This is a genomic window from Streptomyces longwoodensis (assembly GCF_001514125.1).
Lineage (GTDB): Bacteria > Actinomycetota > Actinomycetes > Streptomycetales > Streptomycetaceae > Streptomyces > Streptomyces longwoodensis.
In genome coordinates, this window is sequence record NZ_KQ948549.1 from 357,929 (window position 1) to 380,240 (window position 22,312).

The following is a 22,312-nucleotide window of genomic DNA, read 5'->3' on the forward strand; positions in this document are numbered from 1 at the left end:
CCCGGCTCAGGGGGCGGCCGGCTCCTCACGGGGTGAGCGGGGTGCTCACGGGTAGGAGGTCAGGTTCGCCACGTTCGTCGAGGAGTTGGACGGGCCGCCCGTGCCGTTGACGACGTGCCGGATGGTGCCCGTGCCGCCCAGGGACACCGTGACCATGCTGGTGAAGCGCACGTTCGGGGTGTTCGGCGCCTCGATGGCACGCTCGGCGGCGACGGACGGGTTGACGTTGAAGTAGCAGTAGCTGCCCAGTCCGTACGCCTGGTGGGAGGTCACCGAGTCGGCGACCTTGTAGGCCGCGTAGCCCTGGGTGGAGCCGTTGGTCCAGGCCGCCTGGTTCGGCGGGTCGTACGGCATCTCGTTCTGGTAGAAGAACGTGCGGCCGCGGTTGCCGTTCCACACGGTCTGGTACTTCTGGTAGTGCTCGACGAACAGGCCGTACATCGTGACGTCGTCGCCGTTGACGACCAGTCCGGTGTCGGCCGTGTTGCTGGTCCAGCCGACGCCGCTGCCGTGGTCGGCCCGCCAGATCCACATGTGGTCGCCGATGACGTTGTCACTGTTGACGACGAGGCTGGTGGTGGCCCGGCCGACGCCCGCGCCGCCGACCCGGAAGTACACGTCGTGCAGCGAGGTCGGGTTCGCCGCGTGCGAGGCGGCGGAGCCGGCGGGGCCGACCTCCATCAGGGTGGGGGAGTTGGTGGTGCCCGCGTCGACGAGCAGCCCGGCGATCTTCACGCCGTCCACGTCGGCGACCTTCAGCGCGGTGACGCCGTTGTCCGGGACGAACGTGGCGAGGCCCAGGCCGAGGACGACGGTGTCGGCGCGGTTCACCTGCAGCGTCTGGTCCAGGTGGTAGACACCCGGCGTGACCAGCAGGTTCTTGCCCGACGCGAGGGCCGCGTTGATCTGCGCCGCGGTCGCGCCCGGCTTCACGACGTAGAACGTGTCCAGGGACAGGGAGCTGCCCGCGGGCGTGCCGCCGGCCCAGCTGGTCGCCGTCGAGTTGGTGCGCACGGACGGCACGAACACCCGGTAGGCGCCGTCGCCGTCGACGTAGAGGAACGGCTTCTCCCGGCTGACCGGGGTCTGGGCGACCGTCGTGTACGGGGGCTTGGGGAAGCTGGTGCCGGGCACGCCCTGGCTGCCGACGAAGACCATGTTCCAGTTGGAGCCGGTCCAGCTGCCGAGCTGGGAGTTGCGGGTCAGCCACTGCTGCTGGCTGCCGGAGTTCACCTGCCCGTCGACCTTGCTGTCGGCCAGCAGGCCGCCGCTGGACCAGCCGTTGTCGTCGAGTGCGAGGTTGCCGCGCAGGTGCATCCGGCGGTACGCCGCCGCCTGCGAGACGGCCCAACGGTCGCTGCCGCCGGTCGGGTTGACGGAGAGGTTCTCCGTGCCGCGCCAGAAGTTCTGCGTCGCGTTGCCCTGGAACCAGTCGGCCTCCGCGTGCACCGCGCCGTTGACGGTGACCGCGTCGGGGGAGAGGCCGAGCCCCAGCACCTGGGTGTAGAAGCCCACGTTGACGTCGGCGGAGTAGGCGCCCGGCTTGAACATCACCGCGTAGCGCTGGGAGCCGAACTGGTTGCTCTCCTGCTGCTGGAAGATCGAGTTCAGGCGGCTCTGGATCGTCGCGGAGGACATCGACGGGTCGAACACGACGACGTTCGGGCCGAGGTCGGGGTTGCTCGACTGGGTCACGGGAACCACCTGGAAGCGCTGGGCGGCCGTGCCGTTGCAGGGGTACTGCACGAACTGCACGCTGTCGGCGGTGGAGGCGCCCGGGTCGTCCAGGCACTTGCCGCTGTTGCGGTTGACGAAGTGGTAGGCGCCGCCGCCCTCGTCGACCGGCAGCCACTGCTGGTTGGCCCCGCCGCCGTAACTCCACAGGTGGACCGGGGCGTTGTCGGCGGTGGACACGTCGGCGACGTCGGCGACCTGGTTGCTGTCGTTGCGGTTCGCCAGCCGTACATAGCCGTCGCTGGCGGCCGTCAGGGACCACTGCTGGGCGGTGGTGCCGTTGCAGGAGTACTGCTGGACGGCCGTGCCGTTGGCGGTCGCCGCCGCGCGGGCGTCCAGGCACCGGCCGCTCGCGGCGTTCATCACCGTCGCCCAGCCGGTGGGCAGGGCGGTGGGCGCCGCCTCGGCCGGGGCCGCGGTCAGCAGGGCGGCGGCGGTCGTGGCCAGCACCGCCGTGACGACGGTGGCGCGGCGGCCCGTCCGGGGCGGACGGGGTGGACGGGGCCGACGTGAGAGGGGGGACACCAGCTCTCCTCAGGGGTGGGGGATCAGGAGGTGCCGGTGAACCTAAAGGTATGGACCACTTACGTCAAGGGGTGAAGTAAGGTTTGACGTAAGGGGGTTGGTGTGACGCCGCCCCATCGGACGTGCGGGTACGGCGGAGGCCCGCCCGGAGCCGGTCCGGACGGGCCCTTCTCGCGCCGAATGTGCTTGGGTTCAGGACGGTTGGTCGGCCGGGCGGGGGCGGCGCGGGATGCCGAGGGCGCACACCGCCCCGGCGAGGACGACCGCGACGCCGACCCACACCGCGGGGTGCAGGCCGTCGACGAACTGCTGCGGGTCGCGGGTGGAGCCGTGGGCGACGAACACCGTGCTCAGCACGGCGATGCCCAGCGCGCCGCCGATCTCGCGGACGGTGGTGTTGGCGCCGGACGCCTTGCCCGCGTGCTCCTTGGACACCGAGCCGAGCACCACCGCGGCCGTCGGCGCGAAGACGAAGCCCATGCCGATGCCGGCCACGACCATGGGCCCGACCAGCGAGGAGTACGCGGTGTCGGTGTCGGCGACCAGGTTGATCCAGCCGAGGCCGACGCCCTGCAGGAACAGACCGAGCGCCATGAGCCGGCCGCCGCCCACCTTGTCGGTGAGCATGCCCGCCACCGGGGCGACGAACATCGGCATCAGCGTCCAGGCGAGGGTGCGCACACCGGCCTCCAGCGGGGTGCGCGGCGGCACGATCTGCAGGTACTGCGCGAGCAGGAACAGCGACCCGAACACCCCGAAGTACATGGTCGCGGAGACCACGTTGGTGAGGGTGAAGGCCCGCACCCGGTAGAACGACAGCGGCAGCATCGGCTCGTCGGTGCGGGCCTCCCAGACGACGAAGACGGCCAGCAGGACCGCGCCCGCGGCGAACGCGCCGAGCACCTTGCCGGAGGTCCAGCCGTCGGGCTCACCGTGCACGATGGCCCACACCACGGCGCACAGTCCGGCCGCCGCCAGGAGCATGCCGACGAGGTCGAGCCGCACGCCGGGCAGCGAGCTCTCGCGCAGTGCGAACAGCACCAGCGGGATGGCGACGACGCACACCGGCACGTTGATCCAGAAGATCCACTGCCAGTCGAGGCCGTCCACCACCGCGCCGCCCACCACCGGGCCCATGGCGACCGCCAGACCGCTGACGCCGGACCACACGCCCAGCGCCATGCCGCGCAGCCGCTCGGGCACGGCCTGGGACAGCAGGGTCAGCGACAGCGGCATCACCGCGGCGGCGCCGAAGCCCTGGACCGCGCGGAAGGTGATCAGCTGGGCGCTGGTGTCGGACAGGCCGCAGCCGACGGAGGCCAGCGTGAACACGACGATGCCGGCCACGAAGACCGCGCGCCGGCCGAAGCGGTCGCCGAGCGCGGCGCCCGTCATCAGCAGGCAGGCGAAGCTGAGGACGTAGGCGTTGACGAACCACTGCAGTTCCTGCGTGTTCGCCTTCAGGTCGACGGCCAGGGTGTGCAGGGCCGTGGAGACGACGAGGTTGTCGAGCGCGACCATGAACATCGGCACGCTGCACGCGACGATCGCGAGCCACAGCGGCACGCGGCGGCCCTCGGGGGCCGGGGCCGCCCGGCCGGCGTCGAGGACCGGGGTCTCTTCGGACAGGGTCATGGGGATCTCCAGGGGGTGAACCGTCGGCGGGGGGTCAGGCGCTCGCGGCCTGCTCGGCCAGGCGGCGCTTGGCGTCGGACCAGTCGATGGGCAGCCCGGCCGCCGGGACCTGCCAGAACGTGAAGACCGAGTCCTTCATCGTGGGCCGCAGACCGATCATGATCGACTTGTGCGGCTCGGTGCGGGCGTAGGTGTAGAGCGCGTCCTTGTCCTGCCAGGCCGACAGCGTCCAGAAGGTGCGCTTGAGGGGCTCGGCGATCAGTGAGGCGCCGTAGGCGCCCGGGGCGCGGCAGACCTGCTTCCAGGAGGCGAGGGACTTCACGAAGAAGCGCGGGACGTCGGAGAGGGAGCGGACCTCCAGCCGGGACGCCATGACGAACGCCTCGGCGTCCGGGGCGGGGGTGTGGACGGTGGTCCAGCGCAGGGTGGGCATGGCTGCGGCCTTCTTCGGGTGGGAGGCGGGACGGCGGACGGCGGGCAGGGCGAGGGACCCGAGGGGACCCATTGGATACCTTCACTATCTATGTTAGACAGTAGAGGTATCCAGTTTCCAGAGCGGGGCGGAGCCGATCCGATGCGCATCTCCGAACTGAGCCGCCGCAGTGGCGTCTCCGTGACGACGATCAAGTACTACCTCCGAGAGGGCCTGCTCCCGCCGGGCCGCCAGACCGCCGCCACCCAGGCCGAGTACGACGACCAGCACCTGCGCCGGCTCCGGCTGGTCCGCGCGCTGACCGGGGTGCGCGGACTGTCGGTGTCCACCACCCGCGAGGTGCTGGATGCCCTCACCGAGCACACCGGTGACACCCACCTGGTGCTGGGCCTGGCGCTCGGCGCCGTCCGCCTGTCCGACGAGACCGCCGCGCACCCCCCGGAGACCGCCGAGGTCGACGCCCTGGTCAAGGAGCTCGGCTGGGCCGTGAACGAGGCCGCCCCCGCCCGCGCCACCCTGGCCGAGACCCTCGCCTCGCTGCGCTCCCTCGGCGTCCCCGTCGACGCGCACACCCTGCTGCCCTACGCCCGCCTCGCCGAGCGGACCGCCGTGCTCGACCTCGACCAGCTCACCGGCCTGGACGACCCGCTGGAGACCGCCGAGCGCGCCCTGCTGCTGACCGTCCTCCTGGAGCCCGCGCTGATGGCGCTGCGGCGCATGGCCCAGGAGAACGAGTCGGCCCGCCGGCACACCGCCGAGTGACCCCGCCGGCCCCGGGGGTCAGGCGCCCAGCTCCCGCAGCAGCTGGGCCGCGGCCTCCTTGCCCGACGAGAACGCGGCCTCGTGCGAGCCGATCTGGTCGTGGTACTGCTGCTTGGAGTGGAAGTAGGAGCCGCACAGCTTCACCCGCGGCCCCTCGTTGACCTGGTAGATGGTCCGCTGCGCCTCCCGCAGCGTCATGTCGATGACCGGGTGCTCGTAGGGGAAGGTGCGGATCACCGTCTCCTCGCGGACCTCCAGCGGGTAGTCCAGCGTCACGAAGTAGTCGGTGTCGGACGTGAACCCGTGCAGCTTGTTCATGTAGTAGGCGACGTACGTGCGCGGCTGCCCGCCCACCGTCACCTTGCCGTAGTTCCACGCCTCCCAGCGGTCGCGGTCGCCGGGCATCACGGAGGCGTCGGTGTGCAGGACCACCGACGAGCGGTTGTAGCGGATCGGCGCCAGCAGCGCGCGCTGCCGCTCGGTGGGGTTCTCCAGCAGGCCGCGCGTGACGTCGCCGTGCGTCGCGGCCACCGCGTAGTCGAACCGCTCCTCGCCGGAGGCGGTGCGCACGAGGACGCCGTCGGTCTCCTGCCGGATCGAGGTGACCGGCTCCGACAGCCGGGTCTTGGGGTCGATCGCGGCGATCGCCTTGCGCACGTACGACACCGAACCGCCGGTCACCGTGCGCCAGTCGACGCGCCGGCCGCCCAGGCCGCCCTCGTCGTGCGCCATGAAGAACGCGATCACCGTGGTGGCCGGCATCTCCCAGATCAGCTCCGCGGGCACCGACCACACCGCGCTGCACAGCAGGATGAAGTAGCCGTAGCGGAACTCCTGGCTGTAGCCGCCCCGGTCCAGGTACTCGCCCATCGGCAGGTTGGTGCGCTTGCGGAAGAAGTCCCGCCGGCCCTCCTCGTGGAAGCGCCGGGCCTCGCGCCAGATCGTCTGGAAGTACTCCGGGTAGCGGGCGCGGATCTCCTCCTCCGGCAGGTCCAGTTCGTCGCTGCCGTACTGGAACCGGCCGTCCAGGTCGAAGAAGTTGAACCCGCTGACCAACTGCTGGTGCGCGACGCCCAGTTCCTCGAAGAAGGCGCCCAGGTTCGGGTAGGCGGGCTTGTTGAACACCACGAACGCGGTGTCGATGCCCAGGACCCGGCCCGCGTCCTCGACCTCGACGGTGTTGGCGTGGCCGCCGAGGCGGTCCTCGCGCTCGAACAGGGTGATGTGGGCGTGCTCGCGCAGGGCGTAGGCGGCGGAGATACCGGCGACGCCGCCGCCGACGACGGCGATGCTGGGCTTGTCGGACATCAGGGCTCCTTACGGGGTGGGGTCAGCCGGAGAGGGTCACGGTGCGCAGCCCTCCGGGCCGGGAACGCTCGGTGGCGACGGCCACCACGTGCTGCGGGGTCGGTCGGATCAGGTCGAACTGCCAGCCCGCCACGGGCCGTCCGCTCTCGTGGACCTCGATGCGGGGGCCGGGCAGACCGGTGAAGGCGAAGCCGGACAGGGCACGGCGCAGCCCGGTGCCGAGCGCCTTGAGGTAAGCCTCCTTCAGCACCCAGTACGCGGCGACCCGCGCCGCCCGCGCCCGCTCGTCGGCGAGGGCCGCGAGGTCGGCGCGCTCCGGCCCGGCGAAGTGCCGGGGCAGGTGGGCCACCGCGTCCGGGCCCGCGGGCGACCGCTCGGCGTCCACCCCGCAGGCCCGGCCGGCGTCGGTGACCACACAGGCGATCAGCCCGTCGGTGTGCGACAGGTTGAAGCGCAGCCCGGTGCCCGCCGGGGCGCACGGCTCGGGCCGGCCGTCCGGGGTGAGCCGGAAGCGCCAGGCCGCCGCCGGGAGGCCGGAGACCGCGCCGAGCGCGTGCCGCGCCAGCAGCAGCGCGGCGACCCGGCGCAGCCGGCTGCGCACGGCGAGAGGGCGCTCGCAGCGCGCCCGCTCGCCGTCGGTCAGCAGGGCGGTGCCACCCATGCGCGCGACGAACGCTCCGGTGGCCGCCTCGGGCAGCAACCACAGGTGACGGTCCGTCAAGTTCGCAGGCGCGATGGTGTCCTCGGCCGGGCCGGCAGTCCGCTCGGCGGCCATGTCAGCGGTCGGCCGCGGCCAGGTCGCCGCGCTCGGCCAGCGGGAACTGCCAGTACGAGAACAGCCGGTCCTCCCGGTGCAGGTGCCGCAGCACCCGCATCACCTCGTCGACCGCCGCCGCGTCGGTGACCGCCTCGTGCGGCCTGAGGTGCCGGCGGATCCGCTCCAGCTGCAGGAGCAGCAGCGCCCCGCTGGGCAGCGGGTCCTCCAGCGCGGCCGCCGAGTGGACATGGGTGTGCAGGCACGCGGCGGCCGCGTGCAGCAGGCAGTACTCCTTGGCCAGGTCGAACAGCTCGGCCGACTGGCCGAAGTCCCGGCCCAGCGCGGCCTTCAGCACCCCGGCCCGCTCGCGCACCGAGTCGCCGTGCGCGAGGAGTTCGGCGGCCACCTCGGCGGCCCGCTCCAGCCACCGCCGCTCCTCCCGCTTGGCCTCCTCGGCCAGCCGTCGCAGCCTGGCCAGCGCGGCCGGCGCCGCGATCAGCGCGTCGTCGCGGCCCCGGGAGAACAGCTCCTGGTCCCACGGCCGGTACAGCGGCAGCTCCCGGTCGATGCCGAACAGCACCTCGGCGTTGCCCTCGGCCTCGGCGCGCACGTCCGGCCCGGCGTCCCGCGCGGTGGCGAGCAGCCCCTCCAGCTGGAGCGCGATGTTCTTGAGGTTCACCACCGTGTTGCCGTCGGCGAAGTTCGCCACCGGCAGGTCGCGCAGCATCTTCTGGTGGATGGCGTAGTGCGGCTGGTCGCGCAGGTAGAACCGGGCGCCCAGCACCACGTTGAGCTGCGCGAAGGTGCGCTCCAGCAGCGTCGGCACGAAGTACTTCACCACCGACGACCACACGCTGGTCTGCTCGGGCACCACCTGCAGGGCGCGCACCGCGCCGAGGCTCACCGCGTCGGCGACCATCAGGTCCGCGAACACCTCGGCCAACTGCCGCCGGGAGTAGGGAATGTCGCTGACGACCCGCCCGAACACCTCGCGGCGCTCGGTGAAGTCGAGCGTCACCCGCAGGCCGGTGTCCACCGCGGACAGGGCGATCCCGCTGATCAGGGCCCGCGCCGTCTGCGAGGTCTTCAGAGCGATCTCCAGGCCCTGCCCCGGCTTCCCGAGCAGCGCGGAGTCCGGCACGAACACGCCGTCCAGCCGGAAGCCGCTCATGTCCAGGCCACGCAGCCCGTGCATGCGCTCGCGCGGCAGCTCGTCCACGCTGCCCGCCGGGGTGGCGCGCTTGTCGAGCACGAACACCGAGTAGCCGCCCGGGCCGCCCCGGGGGTCGGTGCGGGCGTGGATGCTCAGGCCGTCGGCGACGCGGCCGTTGCCGATCAGCCACTTCTCGCCGGTGAGCAGCCAGCCGCCGTCGGTCCTCACCGCGGTCGTCTCGTTGGCGGTCAGATCGCTGCCGTGGTGGCGCTCGGACAGCCCCCAGGCGTACCGGGTGCCGTGCTGGACGGCCTCGACCATGGCCCGCTTCTGCTCGTCGGTGCCGGCGATCCAGGCGGGCATGAAGGCCAGGCTGGTGATGATGAACGCGGTGGCGGTGGTCGGGTCCCGGCGGGCGATCAGCCGCATCAGGTTGAACCCGGTCTCCACGTCACCGGCCTTGCCGCCCTGGGCGCGGGGCAGCGAGTAGTCGGCGGCGCCCCAGCGCTGGATCAGGTTGACGAACTCGTACGGGTAGTCCTCGCGTTCGTCGTACTCCAGCACGCGCGCGTACGGCATGCGGCTCGCCGGGTCGTGCGGGTCACCCAGGTGGCTCTCCAGCCGCCGGGCGAGCTCGGTGAGGTCTTCCTTGGGCACGATGGGTCTCCGACGGTCAGGCGAGGTGGACGGGGAGGACACTGAACAGGCGGTTCGCCGCGTGCAGTTCGGCGGCGAGGTCCGCGGCCGGCAGGAGCGCGGCGGCCTCCCGGCGCGGGTCCGTGCCGTCGGCGCGGGCGAGCAGGTAGGCCAGGCAGGCGCCCAGCCAGGCGGGGGTGAACCTCCCGTGGGCCGGGTCGGCCCACGCCAGGTGCACGCAGCAGGCGGCGGCGTGCAGCCAGGCGTAGCGCTCCGCGAGGTCGGCCGGGCCGGTGTCCCGGTCGGCGCCCGCGAGCTCGGCGGGGAAGCCGCCGACCGCGGTGAGCAGCCGCGTGACCAGGTCCGCGGCGGTGAGTTCGCCGTCCCGCGTGAGCCGGGCCAGGACGTCCGGCGCGGTGTGCGGGAGGGCGGCGGTGACCGGGTCGTGGCCGCGGGCGGTCAGGTCCAGGCGGCCGGGGGCGTAGGGCGGCAGCGGGGCGCTCAGGTCGAAGACCGTGCGGACCTCCGCCACCGCGCGGTCCGCCCCGTCGCGGTCCTCCCCGCCGAAGTGCCGCAGCGACGGCAGCTGGGCGGCGAAGGCGCGCAGGTTCGCCAGGGTGCTCGTGTCGATCACCCGCACGATCGCCGCGTCCCGCTGGAGCTTCTGGAACAAGCCGCCGCCCGGACCCTCGGTGCGCAGCACCGCCCGCGTCGCGAGGACCGTGCCGCAGCGGCGCAGGGCGTCCTCCGTGCTCTCCGCGACCACGTGCTTGGCCGCGCAGCCCCAGACGCTGAACACCTCGGGGGCCACGTGGATCCCGCGCGCCGCGGCCAGCGCGACCGCGTCGGCGGCCAGCAGGGCGGCCGAGGCCACCGCCACCTCCCGCCGCGGGTACGGCGAGCGCAGCACGGTCGTCCGGCCCACCCGTCGCCGCGCCGCGAAGTCCAGCGTCAGCCGCAGGGCCGTGTCGGCGCAGCCCAGGCTGCCCGCCATGGACATCACCCGGACCACCTGCTGGGCCTTCATCACCGACTCCAGCGCCTGCCCCTCGGCGCCGACCAGGGCGTCGGCCGGCACCGGGAAGCGGTCGAAGCGCAGGTGGGCGAAGTCGATGCCGCGCATCCCGCTCGCCGGCACGGCCGGGCTGCGCTCGCAGCGTTCCGCCCCCTCGGGCAGGTCCAGCAGGACCGCCGAGAAGGCACCCGGCCCGCGCTCACCGGTGCGCGCCACCAGGTACACCGCCTCGCAGCGCCGGCCGAGGCCCACCATCCACTTCTCGCCCGACAGCTCCCAGCCGCCCTCCACCGGGGTCAGCCGGGCGGTGTTGGCCAGCAGGTCGCTGCCGTGGTCGGCCTCCGACAGGGCGAACCCGACCGCGCCGCCGCGCGCCAGGATCTCCGCGGCGTGCTTGCGCTGCTCGGGCGAGCCGTGCAGCGCCAGGCAGGTCGCCGCCGTGATGCCGAACATCGTGCCCGGCATCACGTTCAGGTCCCGGCGGGCGGCCGTGCGCACCAGCAGCATGCTGTGGTCGAACGACACGAAGCGGCCGCCCCACTCCTCGGGCAGGTAGTCGAGGTGGAAGCCGGCCTCCCGCAGCGCGGCGCACAACTCCTCGGGGAACGCGTCCCGTTCGTCGCGGGCGACGGCCGCGGCGAAACCGTACGGGCCGGCCGCGTCGTACGGGTCGCCCAGCAGGCGCTCCAGCTCCTCGGGGCTCACCGGGCCCCCTCCAGGGTCGGCGCCTCCAGCGGCACCGGACGGTAGTCGGACACCGACGCCGGGAACCGCACGCCCGCCACCCGCAGCTGCGCCAGCCGCGTCTGGAAGGCGGCGCCGCGCATCAGGTGGTGGGCCACGTCGGCGACCCGGCGGTTGCCCGGCGCCTTGAGGTAGCTGGCGGTCACCCAGTCGTTGAAGGCGCCCATCGCCGGACCGCACCACACCTGGTAGTCCAGCACCCGGTCCGGGTCGCCGACCGTGGACCAGCGCGAGGCCATGCCCAGGTACCAGCGGAAGACCAGCGCCATCCGCCGCTTCGGGTTGTCCGCTGCCCGGGCCAGCTGCTCGGGGTCGCGGCGGCTGAAGTAGCCCACGCAGTCCTGCCAGACGTCCTCGAGCGGGCGCCGCAGGATCTGCTTCTCCAGCCGGGTCCGCTCCGCGTCGGGCAGCGCCTCCAGGCCGTCGTACGCCTGGTACAGCTCGTACAGGCGCTTGGCGCGCATCGGGAACAGGGTGCCCTTCTTCAGCACCTGCAGCTCCACGCCCATCTCGAACATGTCGGCCGCCGGCGCCATCTCGCAGTCGGCGATGCCGGCGTCCGCGAGGAGCGCCTTGGTCGCCTTCGACGCGCCGGACTCCACGCACGACTGGTTGACCGAGCCGGTCACCACGTACGCGGCGCCCATCGCGAACGCGCCCGCCACCGACGTGGGACAGCCCAGGCCGCCCGCCGCCCCGACCCGGATCGGCACGGGGTAGCGGTGCTCGCGCTGGACGGTGTCGCGCAGCCGCAGGATCGTCGGCAGCAGCGCGGTCAGCGGCCGGCGGTCGGTGTGGCCGCCGGAGTCGCCCTCCACGGTGATGTCGTCGGCCATCGGCACGTACTTGGCGAGGTCGGCCTGGTCCGCGGTGATCAGACCCTGCTCGAGGAGCGCGCTGACCAGCGTGGCCGGCGCCGGCCGCATGAACCGCTCGGCGGTCTCCGGCCGGGACACCTTGGCGATCAGCCGGTGCTCGGCGACGACCGCGCCCGAGGAGTCCCGGCGCAGTCCGCTGAGCCGGTACCGCACCACGTGCGGGCTGAGGTTCATGAACGCCGACGCCTCCACGCAGCGCACCCCGTGGCGCAGGAACAGCTCCACGGCCTCGCGCTCCAGGCGCTCCTCGCTGGGACTGTGGATCAGGTTCACCGCGTACGGCAGCCCCGGGATCTCGGCGGCGAACCGCACCAGGGCCTTCTCGATGGTCTCGGGCAGCAGCCCGGCCGCGCCGAAGGAGGCCAGGAAGCCCTCCCGGGCCAGCGCGACCACCAGGTCGGCGGAGGCGATGCCGCCGGCCATCGCGCCCGCCATGTAGGCGTGGCCGACACCGTGCGCGGCCAGGAAGGCGGGCGAGCCGAGCGTGCGGGGCGGCAGCGCCGGGGCCGCCGCGAGCAGCGGCACGCCCGCGCCCGTGGTGGGGCCGCCGCCGGACACCACGCCGACGCCGGACGGGGTGCGCACGACGAAGCAGGGCCGGTCGAGGTCGGCCAGCACCTGGTAGATGCCCGCCGGGTCGGTGTGCGGGCCGCTCTCTCCGTGCCACCGCAGGGGAGTGGTCTGGGTCTGCATGACGGGGGTCGTCTCCTCGGGCCCGGTCAGGCCTGGTCGCGGGTGTCGTCGGGACGGACCTCGATGGCCACGTCGGTCAGCTCGTAGATGCGCAGGCCCGGCTTCCACAGGTCGGCGTCGGCGATCACGACCAGCCGCTCGCCGTCCCGGCGGACCTCCTTGACGTGCACGTCGAAGCGGAGTTCGCCGTCGTGGCGCAGGATCTGTCCGCGGTACTTCCAGCTCATCGGCACGTTCGTGGCGAGCGCGAACCGCGGCCGCTCGACGCCCTCGGCCAGGCCCCGCTCCAGCACGTACAGGCGCAGCGCCTGGAGGATCGCCTCCACGCCGAGCGAGCCGGGCATCACCGGGTCGCGGTGGAAATGGCAGTCGAAGTACCACTCGTCGGGGCGGATGCTGCGGAAGCCGTGCAGGTAGCCCTTGCCGTGCCGGCCGCCGTCCTCGACGAGGTCGACGTGGTCGACGAGGTGGAAGTGACCGCCGGGCAGCTGCAGCTCGCCGCTGAACTGCGGTGCGTCGGCCGGAAGTTCGATCCGGCGGACGTCGGCGGGCGCCGCCTGCTCGATCCAGGGCGCCACGTAGGTGCCGTTGTCCAGGCCGACCTGGTTGGCCAGGGCCGCCTCGCTGAAGTAGCCGAAGAGGGACTCGCCGGTGTAGAACACCTCGCCGTCGGCGGACAGTTCGTAGCGGAACTTCTGCAGCACGGCTCCCGTCACGGCGCTGGTCATCAGCAGCGTGGAGTGGTGGCGGACCGTCTTGCCGCGCAGGTCGACGTCCTTGACCAGGGTGGCCCGGCCGTCGAGGTTGCGGATGGAGTACTCGGTCTCCGGCTGCTTGAGGGTGGCGCCCAGGTAGTAGCCGAGCAGGATCGCCGCCTGGAGCGAGGTCTCCATGTACACGCAGTTCGGCATGTGCGGGTGGGAGTTCTCGGCGTAGTACCAGGCGTCGGCCGGCGAGTCGTACTCGGTGACCATCTCGGCGCCGGGCCTCAGGTCGCCGCGCGTGCCGTCCAGGCGCATGATGCGGTCGACGAACTGGAAGTCGCCGTTGGGGATGTAGGGCGCCCGGCTGTCGCGGTACACGTCGAACTCCGGGCCCATCGCGGTGCCCAGGTCGCCCTTGGCGGCGTGCGCCAGGTGCAGCTCGTTGATCATCGCGGGTTCGCCGGAGCGGTTGCGCCGCCCCAGGAACTCCGGGACACCGCCGAGCGGCGGACGGTAGGGGGTGCCCTCCTTCTCCCGGATCTGGATGCCGAAGTTGCGCATCCGGATCACCGGCTTGTCGCCGAGGTACACCAGGACGTCGGCGATCACGGAGGGACGCGGCAGCAGCGTCAGCTCCATGACCTCGATCTCGTAGCGGATCTCCGAGTGCGCCGGCGTGATCTGGCCGCGCACCTGCACCTCCGTCTCCAGCCCGACGATCGTCTGGAAGCGGGCGTCGGGCAGCACCAGGTGCATGCCCTGGTGCAGCAGGTACGCCTGGAGGGTCTGCACCGCGCCCTCGGCGACCATCGAACCGGCCAGCACCGGGTCGTCCGGGAAGTGGCACGCGAAGTACCAGGCGTCCGGCTCCAGCCGCTTGTGCGCGGTGATCGCGCCGATCCCGCGCGGGCCGCCGGTGCGGTCGACCAGGATCTCGTCGACCATCCGCAGCCGCGCGTCCGGCAGCCGCAGCGCCGGGTTGAGGCCGGGGTCCTGCGCGTGGTGCGGCCCGAAGACGTCCCCCGGGCGCCCCTCGGCCAGCAGTTCCAGGTCGGCGGCCGTCAGGTGGTTCTTGCCGGTGTGTGCCAGCGGCTTGAACCAGGTCTTCGTCAGCGCCGCCCGCCGCTGCCGCTCCTTCTCGGTGACGACCACCCCGAGTGGGGTGGCGAGTTCGGCCTCGGAGAAGAACCCGGCGCAGGCGTCCTTGAGTTCGAGGATCAGCTCGCCGTCGGCGTAGCAGAGGTAGCTGAAGAAGAAGAGGGTGGTGTCGCCCTGGCGGACGAACCGGTTGATGGAGATGTCGTAGCGCAGCGTCTGGCCGGTGCGCGGCAGGTCGCCGTGGAAGACCAGCTTGCTGTCCAGCAGCCGGTAGACCCGCTCGCCCCGGTTGCGGAAGTCGATGCCCAGGTAGCTGATGAGCAGCAGGTCGCACTGCCCGGCCTCGATGGCGACGGCCGGCGGCACCCCGCCGTCGACCGCGTACCAGGCGTCCTCGGGGACGTCGTACTCGGTGCGGATGAACGACGGTTCGTACACCCCGGTCTCGGCCTCCAGGGCGGTGACCCGGGTGACGAAGTGGTACGGCGGGGCGGGCAGCCGCACCCGCTTGGCGTAGCCGTCGACCGGCGCGAACCCGGGCCCGAAGACGTCGGCGATCCGGCCGGTGGCGAAGGCGAGCAGCTGCTGCTCGTCCCAGATGACACCCGGGGTGCGGTCGGGGCCGGCGGGCGCCGGGCCCGCGGGCGCGTCGGGGGCCGTGGGCGCGGCCGGTGCCGCCGGGGCCGCCGTCGCGTCCGGGGGAGCGGCGGCGGGCAGCGCGGGCTGCGGCGCGGCGGGCGGGAGCGGCCGGGGCCCGGCGGCGGGGAGGGGGCGCGGCGCCGGGGCCGCGGTGGGTGCGGGCGCCGTCACGCGCGGGTCGAGCAGCGCCTCCGCGCGGGCCAGCGTGTGCTCCTGGAGGACGCGCTGGGTCTCCATCACCACCGAGTGGGTGGCGACCATCTGCCGGCGCAGCTCCTGCACCAGGTCGGCGGCGGCGGTGCCGCCGGAGCGGGCGGGGCGCGGCGGTGCGGCCGGGGCTGTGGTGGCCGCGGGACGAGGCCGGCCGGACGGGGTGGATGCGGGAGGCACGGCGGACGACGGTCCGGCGGGCACGGCGGCCGCTCCCGGCTCCCGCGGGCCGTGCGGGCCCCGGGGCGCCTGCGGCTGCTGCGGTTCCGGTGTCCAGGGCAGGAACGCGATCGGCTCACCGTCGAAGGTGATGACCTCGGCGTCGTCGAGGGTCGGATCGGCGGGCATCGGGTCGGTTACCTCCAGCGGAACGGCCGCGACGGGCGCGGGCCGTGCGTCCTTGACGTCGACTGCGGCGCTCGCGGGCGCGGGTGCCGTACGGGCGGCCGGGGCGGCGGACACCGCGGCCGGCGCGGCGGCGGCCCGCGCGGCGACCCCGGCCGGGATCGACGCGCCGCCGCCCACCGGCACCCGCAGCAGGGCCGGCCGGGTCTTCGGGACCACCGGGTCGGGGCCGAGCAGCCCGGCCAGGTCCACCGGCAGCCCGTGCGCCGTGAGCCGGGCCGCGAGCTGGGCCACGGACCGGGCGGCCGGCACCCCGCGCCGGTCCACGGGGACGGCGACGTGCTCGGCGTCCCCGAGGGTGTCGCGCACCCAGCGGGTGCAGGTCGCGCCGGGACCCACCTCGACGAAGTAGCGGAAGCCCCGGTCGTGGGCGGTGCGCACCAGGCGCGGGAAGTCGATCGTGCCGCGCAGGGTGTGCGCGATGCGGCGGGCCACCTCGGCGCGGTCGAGGGTGTCCACGGTGTCGTAGTCGTAGGCGCTGAGCAGCTCCAGGCCGCCCGGCGAGCCCGTGGGGTGGTCGTTGAGCTCGGCGAGGCCCGCCAGCTCCCCGTCCACCACCGGGCAGTGCATGACCGACCCGACGGGCGAGCGGGCCGACGGGCAGCCCAGCTCCTCGATCAGCGCCCGGCACTGGGCCGGGTCACCGGCGACGACCGCCTCGGTGGGCGTGTTGACGTGGGTGAGGAACACCCGGTCGTAGCGGGCGAGCGCCTCGGTGATCCGGTCCGCGGACTCCAGCAGCACGAAGCTGCCCCACACCGCCGCGTCCGGGGTGTCCTCCGGCAGGCCCCACAGCTCGCGCACCGTACGGCGCGGGCCGGTCAGCCGGTCGCGGAACAGCGGGGTCGCGCTGATCCGGTCGTCGCGGCGCGCCGAGCGCAGCCAGCCGCCGGTCGCGAACAGCATGCTCGACTCGCCGAGGCTGTACCCGAACGCGCCGTGCGCCGGCACGCCCAGCAGCTCGCGCACCAGGTCCGTGTAGAGGATGGCGAACGTGGTGCCGGTGGCGAGCATGAACGGGACGTCCTCGCCCAGTTCACCCTCCAGCGCCATCAACGCCCGCCGGTCCAGCGCCTCCGCGGAGCGCGGGTAGAGCTGCGCGGCGCGGAACATCCGGTCGGGGTCGGTGGCCTCCGCCTCGAACCGGGTGAGCAGCGACGGGAACGCGCGGAAGAGGTCCTGCCCCAGCCCCGGGTAGGAGTTGAAGGCACCCGGGTAGACCAGCGCCACCTTCCCCTGCGGCCCGATCGGCCGCGGGGCGAAGCAACTGCCCGCCGGGGTCGTCCACTCCTCGCCCCGGGCGTACGCGTCCGCCAGGTGACGGGTCGCCAGCTCCAGCTGCTCGCCGAGCTGTCGCGCGTCCCGGCCGACGAGCACCACCCGCAGCGCGCTGCCCGGCAGCCGCTCGGCCGCCGCCCGGGCCAGCCGGTACGGATCGGCGCCGCGCTCCAGCAGCTCCTGGTGCCCGGCGACCTCCGCGAGCAGCCCGTCCACGTCCGCCGCGCCGAGCGCCAGCAGCACCGGGGCGCCGGCCCGCCGCCAGTCGGACGGCACGAGGTCCCCGCGGGTGCGCTCGGCGGACAGCACCACGTGACCGTGGGCGCCGTCGGAGCCGATCACGCTGACCGCCGCGTACCGCCGCTCGTCGTTGCCGCCGCGCAGCCAGGGCCGGGAGGCGTCCGGCACGTGGAAGGCGGAGGCCGCGAAGTGCCCGGCCAGCTCGGGGTCCGGCCGCCGCCAGCCGGGGACGCCCGGCAGGTAGCCGTGGTGCAGGCACAGCACCGCGCGCAGCAGCCCGGCTATCGCCGACGCGGCCTGGGCGTCGCCCACCTGCGCCTTGGCGCTGCCCAGCGCGACCGCCCCGGACCCGGCCGGGTACACCCGGGCGAGACCGGCCAGCTCGGCCGCGTCCTGCGCCGCCGTACCGCCTGCGTGGGCCTCCAGGTAGCCGACGTGCGCCGGCCCGATCCCGGCCTCGCCGAGGGCCTGCCCGGCCGCCTCCGCGAGTGTCGCCGCGTCCGCCTCCGGCAGCACGCCGTCGACGGGGGCGCAGTGCCGTACGGCGACGGAGTCGATCCGCGCGTACACCCGGCGCCGCGCCTCGCCCGCGCGGGTGACGACGACCGCGCCCGCGCCCTCGCCGATGCGGCGGCCCCGCTGTCCCTCGCCGAAGCTGAGGCCCGCGCCAGCGACCGGGGCGGCGCCGCGCAGCAGCAGGTGCTCGGGGGAGCCGGCCAGGTCGACGGCGCCGACCAGCACGGCCTCCACCGTCTCGTCCAGCAGCAGCAGCCGGGCGATGTCGAGCGCCTCGGCGGTGCCCGCGCCGTCGGAGGACACCGTGAACGACGGACCGATCAGGTTCCACAGCGAGGAGATGCGGCTCGCCATGATGTTGCCGATGTAGCTGAGCACCTCGTTGGCGACGATCGGCTCGTGCACCGCGTCGCGCGTGGCGGCGGCCAGCGCGGCCCGCTGCTCGTCGGTGAGGTCGAGACCGGCCTCGGCGTAGGCGCGGCGCAGGAAGTCGCCCAGGCCGTGCCGGGCCAGGTGCAGGTGCGCGCTCGGCTCGATCTCCATCGCCACCACCACCGCGACCCGCCGCGGCTCGGGCGCCTTCTGCCCGGCCGGCACGCTCCGGTCGTAGCCCGCGTCGCGCAGCGCCTCGTCGGCGACCTTGGACATCAGGGCGTGCTGGAGGTTGTAGTTGCGCAGGTCGGCGGGCGGGATGCGGTGGTCCGCCGGGTCCACGTCCACCCGGTCCACGAACGCGCCCTCGGGCAGCCGTTCGCGGTCCAGGCCGGCCCGCTCCAGGGTGCCGCCGGCCGTGTCCTCCAGGCCGCGCCAGCGGTGCTCGGGCAGCGGACGGAACGCGTCCGAGCCGTCGTACAGGGCGCGTTCGAAGGCCGCGGCCGAGTCGAGGGTGCCGAAGTGGGCGCCCACGCCGACCACGTCCAGCGCGGGTGGCGCGACGGGCTCCTCCGCGGGCGCACCGCCCTGCGGGGAGGACTGCGGGGAGGGCTGTCGGTCGGACGGCTGCTCGGAGGACTGCGGGGAGGCCTGCTCGGAGGGTTGCTGGGAGAGCACCACGTGCGCGTTGGTGCCGCCGAAGCCGAAGGCGGACACCGCGGCGCGCCGCGGGCCCGGCCGGTCGTCGGGCCAGGGGCGCGCGGCCCGCACCAGCGGCAGGTCCGCCGTGAGCGGCTCCTCGACGCCGATCGTGGGGGGCACCTGCCCGTGCGCCATCGACAGGATCACCTTCAGCAGGCTGCTCAGGCCCGCCACGGTCAGCAGGTGCCCGAGGTTGCCCTTCACCGAGCCCAGCGGCGGCACCCCGCCGCGCGGCCCGAACCAGGACGCGACCGACTCGGCCTCCGTGCCGTCGCCGATCGGCGTACCGGTGGCGTGGCACTCCAGGTAGTCGACCTCCTCCGGCCCGAACCCGGCCCGCGCGTACGCCAGTTCGTACGAGCCGAGCTGGCCCGAGGGGTTCGGCACCAGCAGGTGGCGGCCGGCGCCGTCGTTGGACAGCCCGATGCCGTCCACGACCGCGTAGATCCGGTCCCCGTCCGCGAGCGCGTCCGCCAGCCGCCGCACCGCGACCATGCCGGCGCCCTGTCCGGTGAGGATGCCGGTCGAGCGGGCGTCGAAGGGCTGGCTGACGTCGTTGTCCGGGTAGGCGTGCAGGTCGGAGAACGACAGGTGGATCAGCGTCGGGTCGGGCGCGCACACCCCGCCCGCCAGCATCAGGTCGGCCTGCCCGGCCGCCAGGTGGTCGCAGGCCAGCTTCAGTGCGTACAGCGCGGAGGAGCAGGCGGCGTCCAGCGCGTAGCGGGGGCCGCCCAGGCCCAGCGCGGCGGCGGTGATGCGGGCCGGTGCGCCGCTGACCCGGGCGTCGGCGGGGTGCACCGCCGACGGGTCGAGCAGGGGTGCGGGCGCGGGCGCCGGGTGCCCGGCGCGCCGTACGCCGTCCAGGACCGCCTCGTGGACCAGCGGCAGGCTGATCCGCGCGGAGGCGGGCGTCGGGAAGGAGTAGTCGCCGATCACCAGGCCGGTGCGGGCCGCGAGGCCCGGGCGGCCGGCATGGCCGCTGTCGCGCAGCGCCTCGCGGGCCACGTGCAGCGACCAGTGGAAGACCCGGTCCAGGCCGGCCAGGTCACCGGCGTCCAGCAGGAACCCGGTGGGGTCGAAGTCGAATCCGGTGACGAACCCGCCCCGCAGGCAGGTGATGGCGTGCGCGGGGTCCGCGTCCCGCGGGTCGGGCGCCGGACCGAAGACGTCCGGGCCGCCCTCCCGGCGGCTGTCGACGCCGTCGCGCAGGTTGCTCCAGAACGCGTCGGGAGTGTCCGCCCCGGGGAACAGGCAGGAGATCCCGACGATCGCGAACTTGCTCATTGGCAGCTGTCTCCTCGCTTCTTGTGCTCGTTCGCCCCGGGGCGCCCCGGCCGGTGCCGGGGGCCGCCGGTGCCGGGCCCGTCGGACCCGTGCACCCGCGCCCCCGGCCCCGGGGCGTCCCGTCCGGCTCACTCGCGAGTCGGCTCAGCGGCCCGCGAACTTCGCGGCCAGCTGCGGGGTGGACACGAGGGACACGCCGGAGAACCGGGCCAGCACCCGCCCGTCGGCCGCGCAGGCCGTCACGGTGAGCGTGGCGCCCGTGCCGTTCACCGACACCGGCTCCGCCACCACCAGGAACGGCTCGCCGTCCGGCAGCGCCTCGAACAGCTCGACGTCCGCCACGCCCATCGGCAGGCTCGCCGTGTCCCGGTTCTGGCGCATCCACACCAGCGCCGCCTGCAGCAGCAGGTCGGCGGTTCCGGGCGCGTACCGCTCGGACGCCAACGCCCCGCCCTGCGGCCGGTGTTCGGCCAGCTCGCACTCCACGACCAGGCGCGACCCGGCCGACTCCAGCACCCGGCGCAGCCCGCGCAGCGACGGGCCGTGGAACAGCGTGCCGTCCTCGTACAGCCCCCGCGCGTCACGGCCACCGCCGAGCGCCGGCAACCCGGCGATCCGTACGGCGCCTTCGGCCGCGGCACCCCACTGCACCCGCGCCGCGTAGTGCGGCCGTACGGTGCCGTCGGGACCCTCGGACACGATCCGCACGTCGGCCTCGGCGCCGTCCGGCGTCGGGTCGACCGCCAGCCGGAACCGGGCGCCCTCCAGACCGCCGTCGAACACGACGCCCTTGTGCACGGTGAAGTCCCGCACCCGCGCGACCGTCCGGCCCGTCAGCCGCTCCACGGCACCGGCGGCCCAGCCCAGGGCCGCCGCGGCGGGCAGCACCAGGGCGTCGCCGATGACGTGGTCGGCGACCAGCGGCTCGCCCGCCAGGGCGTGCAGGTCCCGCTCCAGCACGGCCGGGGCCGCGGGCGCGGCGTCCTCGCGCACCGACAGGGGAGTCGTCGGACCGAGGACCGTCACCACGTCACCGGACCGCTCCGGGTCGAACTGCTCGGCGAAGAGCCGGGTCCCGGTGTCCTCGGGGATCAGCGCGATGCCCCGCTCCTCGAACACCGCCTTGATCTGCGGCGACACCATGCCGGAGTCCCAGGCGCCCCAGTTGAGCGAGGAGACGTGCGCCCCGGGGTGCCTGCCCTTGAAGGACGCGGCCCAGGCGTTGAGCACCTCGTTGGCCATGGCGTAGTCGGACTGGCCCCGGTTGCCGAAGAACCCGGCGACCGAGGAGAACAGCACCACGTGGCGCAGCCGTTCGGCCTCCAGCGCGGCGACCACGGAGCGCAGACCGCCGAGCTTCACGGAGAAGACCCGGTCGATCTCGGCCGCCTTCTTCGCGGCGATCAGCTGGTCGGCGAGGACCCCGGCGCCGTGCACCAGACCGGTGATCCGCTCCCGGTACGGGGTGAGCGCGGCGGCCGTCGCGGCGGCGTCCGTGATGTCCACGGCCAGGTACGCGACCTCGCTGCCGGCCTCGCGGATCTCGTCCAGCGTCCGGCGCACCTCGCGCTCGCCGACCACCGCGCCGTAGAGCTGCTCGACGCGCTTCGGGGTGGGCTTCTCGCCCGACGCCTTCAGGTGCGCCACGGCGGCGGCCTTCAGCGCGGCCGCGTCCGTCAGGCCGTGCGCCCACGCGGGCTCCTCACCCAGCGCGGTCCGGCCGAGGAGCAGCAGGCCGGGGCGGTGGGCCCGGGCGAGGGCGACGGCGCAGCGGGCGGTGATGCCGCGCCCGCCGCCGGTCACCACGAGCAGGTCGTCCGCGGTGAGGGCGGCGCCGGTCGCGGCGGGCGCGTCCGCGGCGGGGGTGAGGGCGACCCGGCGGCCGCCGTCCCGGCCCACCTGCACCGGGGCCGGGGCCGCGTCCTGCGCCTCCTGCAGGACCAGCTCCGCCGCCTCGTCGGCACCGAGCCCGGGGGCCAGGTCGACCGCGCGGCAGAACAGCTCCGGGGCCTCCACGGCGAGGGTCTTGACCAGACCGCCGACGCCACCGGCGGGCGCCGCGTCCTCGGCGACGCCGGTCAGGCCGAACGAGCCGTCGAGCCGGGTGACCGTGACGAAGGCGGCCCGGTGACCGGCCCGCGCGGCGGACGTCAGCGGCGCGACCAGGTGCTTGGCGACCAGCAGCGTGTGCGCGAGCCGGCGTGTCCCCTCGGCCCACGGCAGGCCGTCCGCGGCGGCGAACACCACCGCGAGGTGGACCTTCTCGTCGCCCAGCTCCTCCAGGCGCGAGGACAGTTCGGTGGCGCCCCAGCCGGTCAGCGGCAGGTCCGTGGCGCCCTCGACGCGCTGCGGGACACCCGGCAGCCGCAGCGCCCGCACCTGCCAGCCGGTCGCGGCCAGCCGGGCCGCCGTGGCCCCGGCGACCTCGCTGCCGTCGTCCACGACGAGCGCGGTCGCGCCCTGCGGGTAGGCGTCCACGAGCCGGTCGGGGAGGGGCAGCTCGACCAGACCGGCGTGGCCGCGGCCGATGGGGGACGGGGTGGGGACGTCGGCGGGGGCGGCGGTGGTCGCCGTGGCCGTCGGTGCCGGGC

The 22,312-nt window shown here is 74.4% G+C and carries 11 protein-coding genes; 1 reads left to right on the plus strand and 10 read right to left on the minus strand.

Translation table 11 applies throughout. The annotated features are described in order from the left end of the window. Positions 1 to 45: 45 nt before the first annotated feature. The 3 genes from AQJ30_RS01625 to AQJ30_RS01635 all read right to left on the minus strand — a co-directional run bounded on the left by AQJ30_RS01625 (position 46) and on the right by AQJ30_RS01635 (position 4,327). Entirely contained in the window at positions 46 to 2,184 is a 2,139-nt protein-coding gene (locus AQJ30_RS01625) for an RICIN domain-containing protein (RefSeq protein ID WP_067227865.1), read from the minus strand. A gap of 267 nt (positions 2,185 to 2,451) precedes the next feature. Then, a complete protein-coding gene (locus AQJ30_RS01630; protein WP_067227867.1) occupies positions 2,452 to 3,894 on the minus strand; it encodes an MFS transporter in 1,443 nt (480 codons plus the stop codon). Between the two features lie 34 nt (positions 3,895 to 3,928). Continuing rightward, positions 3,929 to 4,327, minus strand: coding sequence for a DUF3291 domain-containing protein (locus tag AQJ30_RS01635; protein ID WP_067228858.1), 399 nt, complete (start codon positions 4,325 to 4,327; stop codon positions 3,929 to 3,931). A gap of 141 nt (positions 4,328 to 4,468) precedes the next feature. On the opposite strand from AQJ30_RS01635, the gene AQJ30_RS01640 reads away from it, so the two are divergent. Further along, on the plus strand, positions 4,469 to 5,089 hold the full coding sequence (locus AQJ30_RS01640; RefSeq protein WP_067227868.1) for a MerR family transcriptional regulator: 621 nt from the start codon (positions 4,469 to 4,471) through the stop codon (positions 5,087 to 5,089). An 18-nt stretch (positions 5,090 to 5,107) separates the two neighbouring features. On the opposite strand, the gene AQJ30_RS01645 is transcribed toward AQJ30_RS01640, so the two are convergent. From AQJ30_RS01645 to AQJ30_RS01675, 7 genes are all read right to left on the minus strand, one after another. Next, positions 5,108 to 6,397, minus strand: coding sequence for an NAD(P)/FAD-dependent oxidoreductase (locus AQJ30_RS01645; RefSeq protein ID WP_067227870.1), 1,290 nt, complete (start codon positions 6,395 to 6,397; stop codon positions 5,108 to 5,110). Between the two features lie 22 nt (positions 6,398 to 6,419). Then, entirely contained in the window at positions 6,420 to 7,118 is a 699-nt protein-coding gene (locus tag AQJ30_RS01650) for a 4'-phosphopantetheinyl transferase superfamily protein (RefSeq protein WP_245726766.1), read from the minus strand. Between the two features lie 55 nt (positions 7,119 to 7,173). Then, the gene (locus AQJ30_RS01655) at positions 7,174 to 8,964 is read right to left on the minus strand and encodes an acyl-CoA dehydrogenase family protein (protein ID WP_067227873.1); all 1,791 of its coding nucleotides are present in this window, start codon (positions 8,962 to 8,964) and stop codon (positions 7,174 to 7,176) included. A gap of 16 nt (positions 8,965 to 8,980) precedes the next feature. Continuing rightward, complete coding sequence (locus tag AQJ30_RS01660) at positions 8,981 to 10,663, minus strand: acyl-CoA dehydrogenase family protein (protein WP_067227874.1); 1,683 nt, start codon at positions 10,661 to 10,663, stop codon at positions 8,981 to 8,983. After that, positions 10,660 to 12,273 carry a PfaD family polyunsaturated fatty acid/polyketide biosynthesis protein gene (locus tag AQJ30_RS01665; RefSeq protein WP_067227876.1) on the minus strand — a complete coding sequence of 538 codons (1,614 nt, stop codon included), beginning with the start codon at positions 12,271 to 12,273 and terminating at the stop codon, positions 10,660 to 10,662. Before AQJ30_RS01665 ends, AQJ30_RS01660 begins: the two co-directional genes overlap by 4 nt. 26 nt (positions 12,274 to 12,299) lie before the next feature. Then, on the minus strand, positions 12,300 to 19,721 hold the full coding sequence (locus AQJ30_RS37655) for a beta-ketoacyl synthase N-terminal-like domain-containing protein (protein ID WP_067227877.1): 7,422 nt from the start codon (positions 19,719 to 19,721) through the stop codon (positions 12,300 to 12,302). 144 nt (positions 19,722 to 19,865) lie between these two features. Next, positions 19,866 to 22,312, minus strand: a 2,447-nt coding sequence (locus AQJ30_RS01675) for an SDR family NAD(P)-dependent oxidoreductase (RefSeq protein WP_159052279.1), incomplete at its 5' end; no start/stop codon positions are given.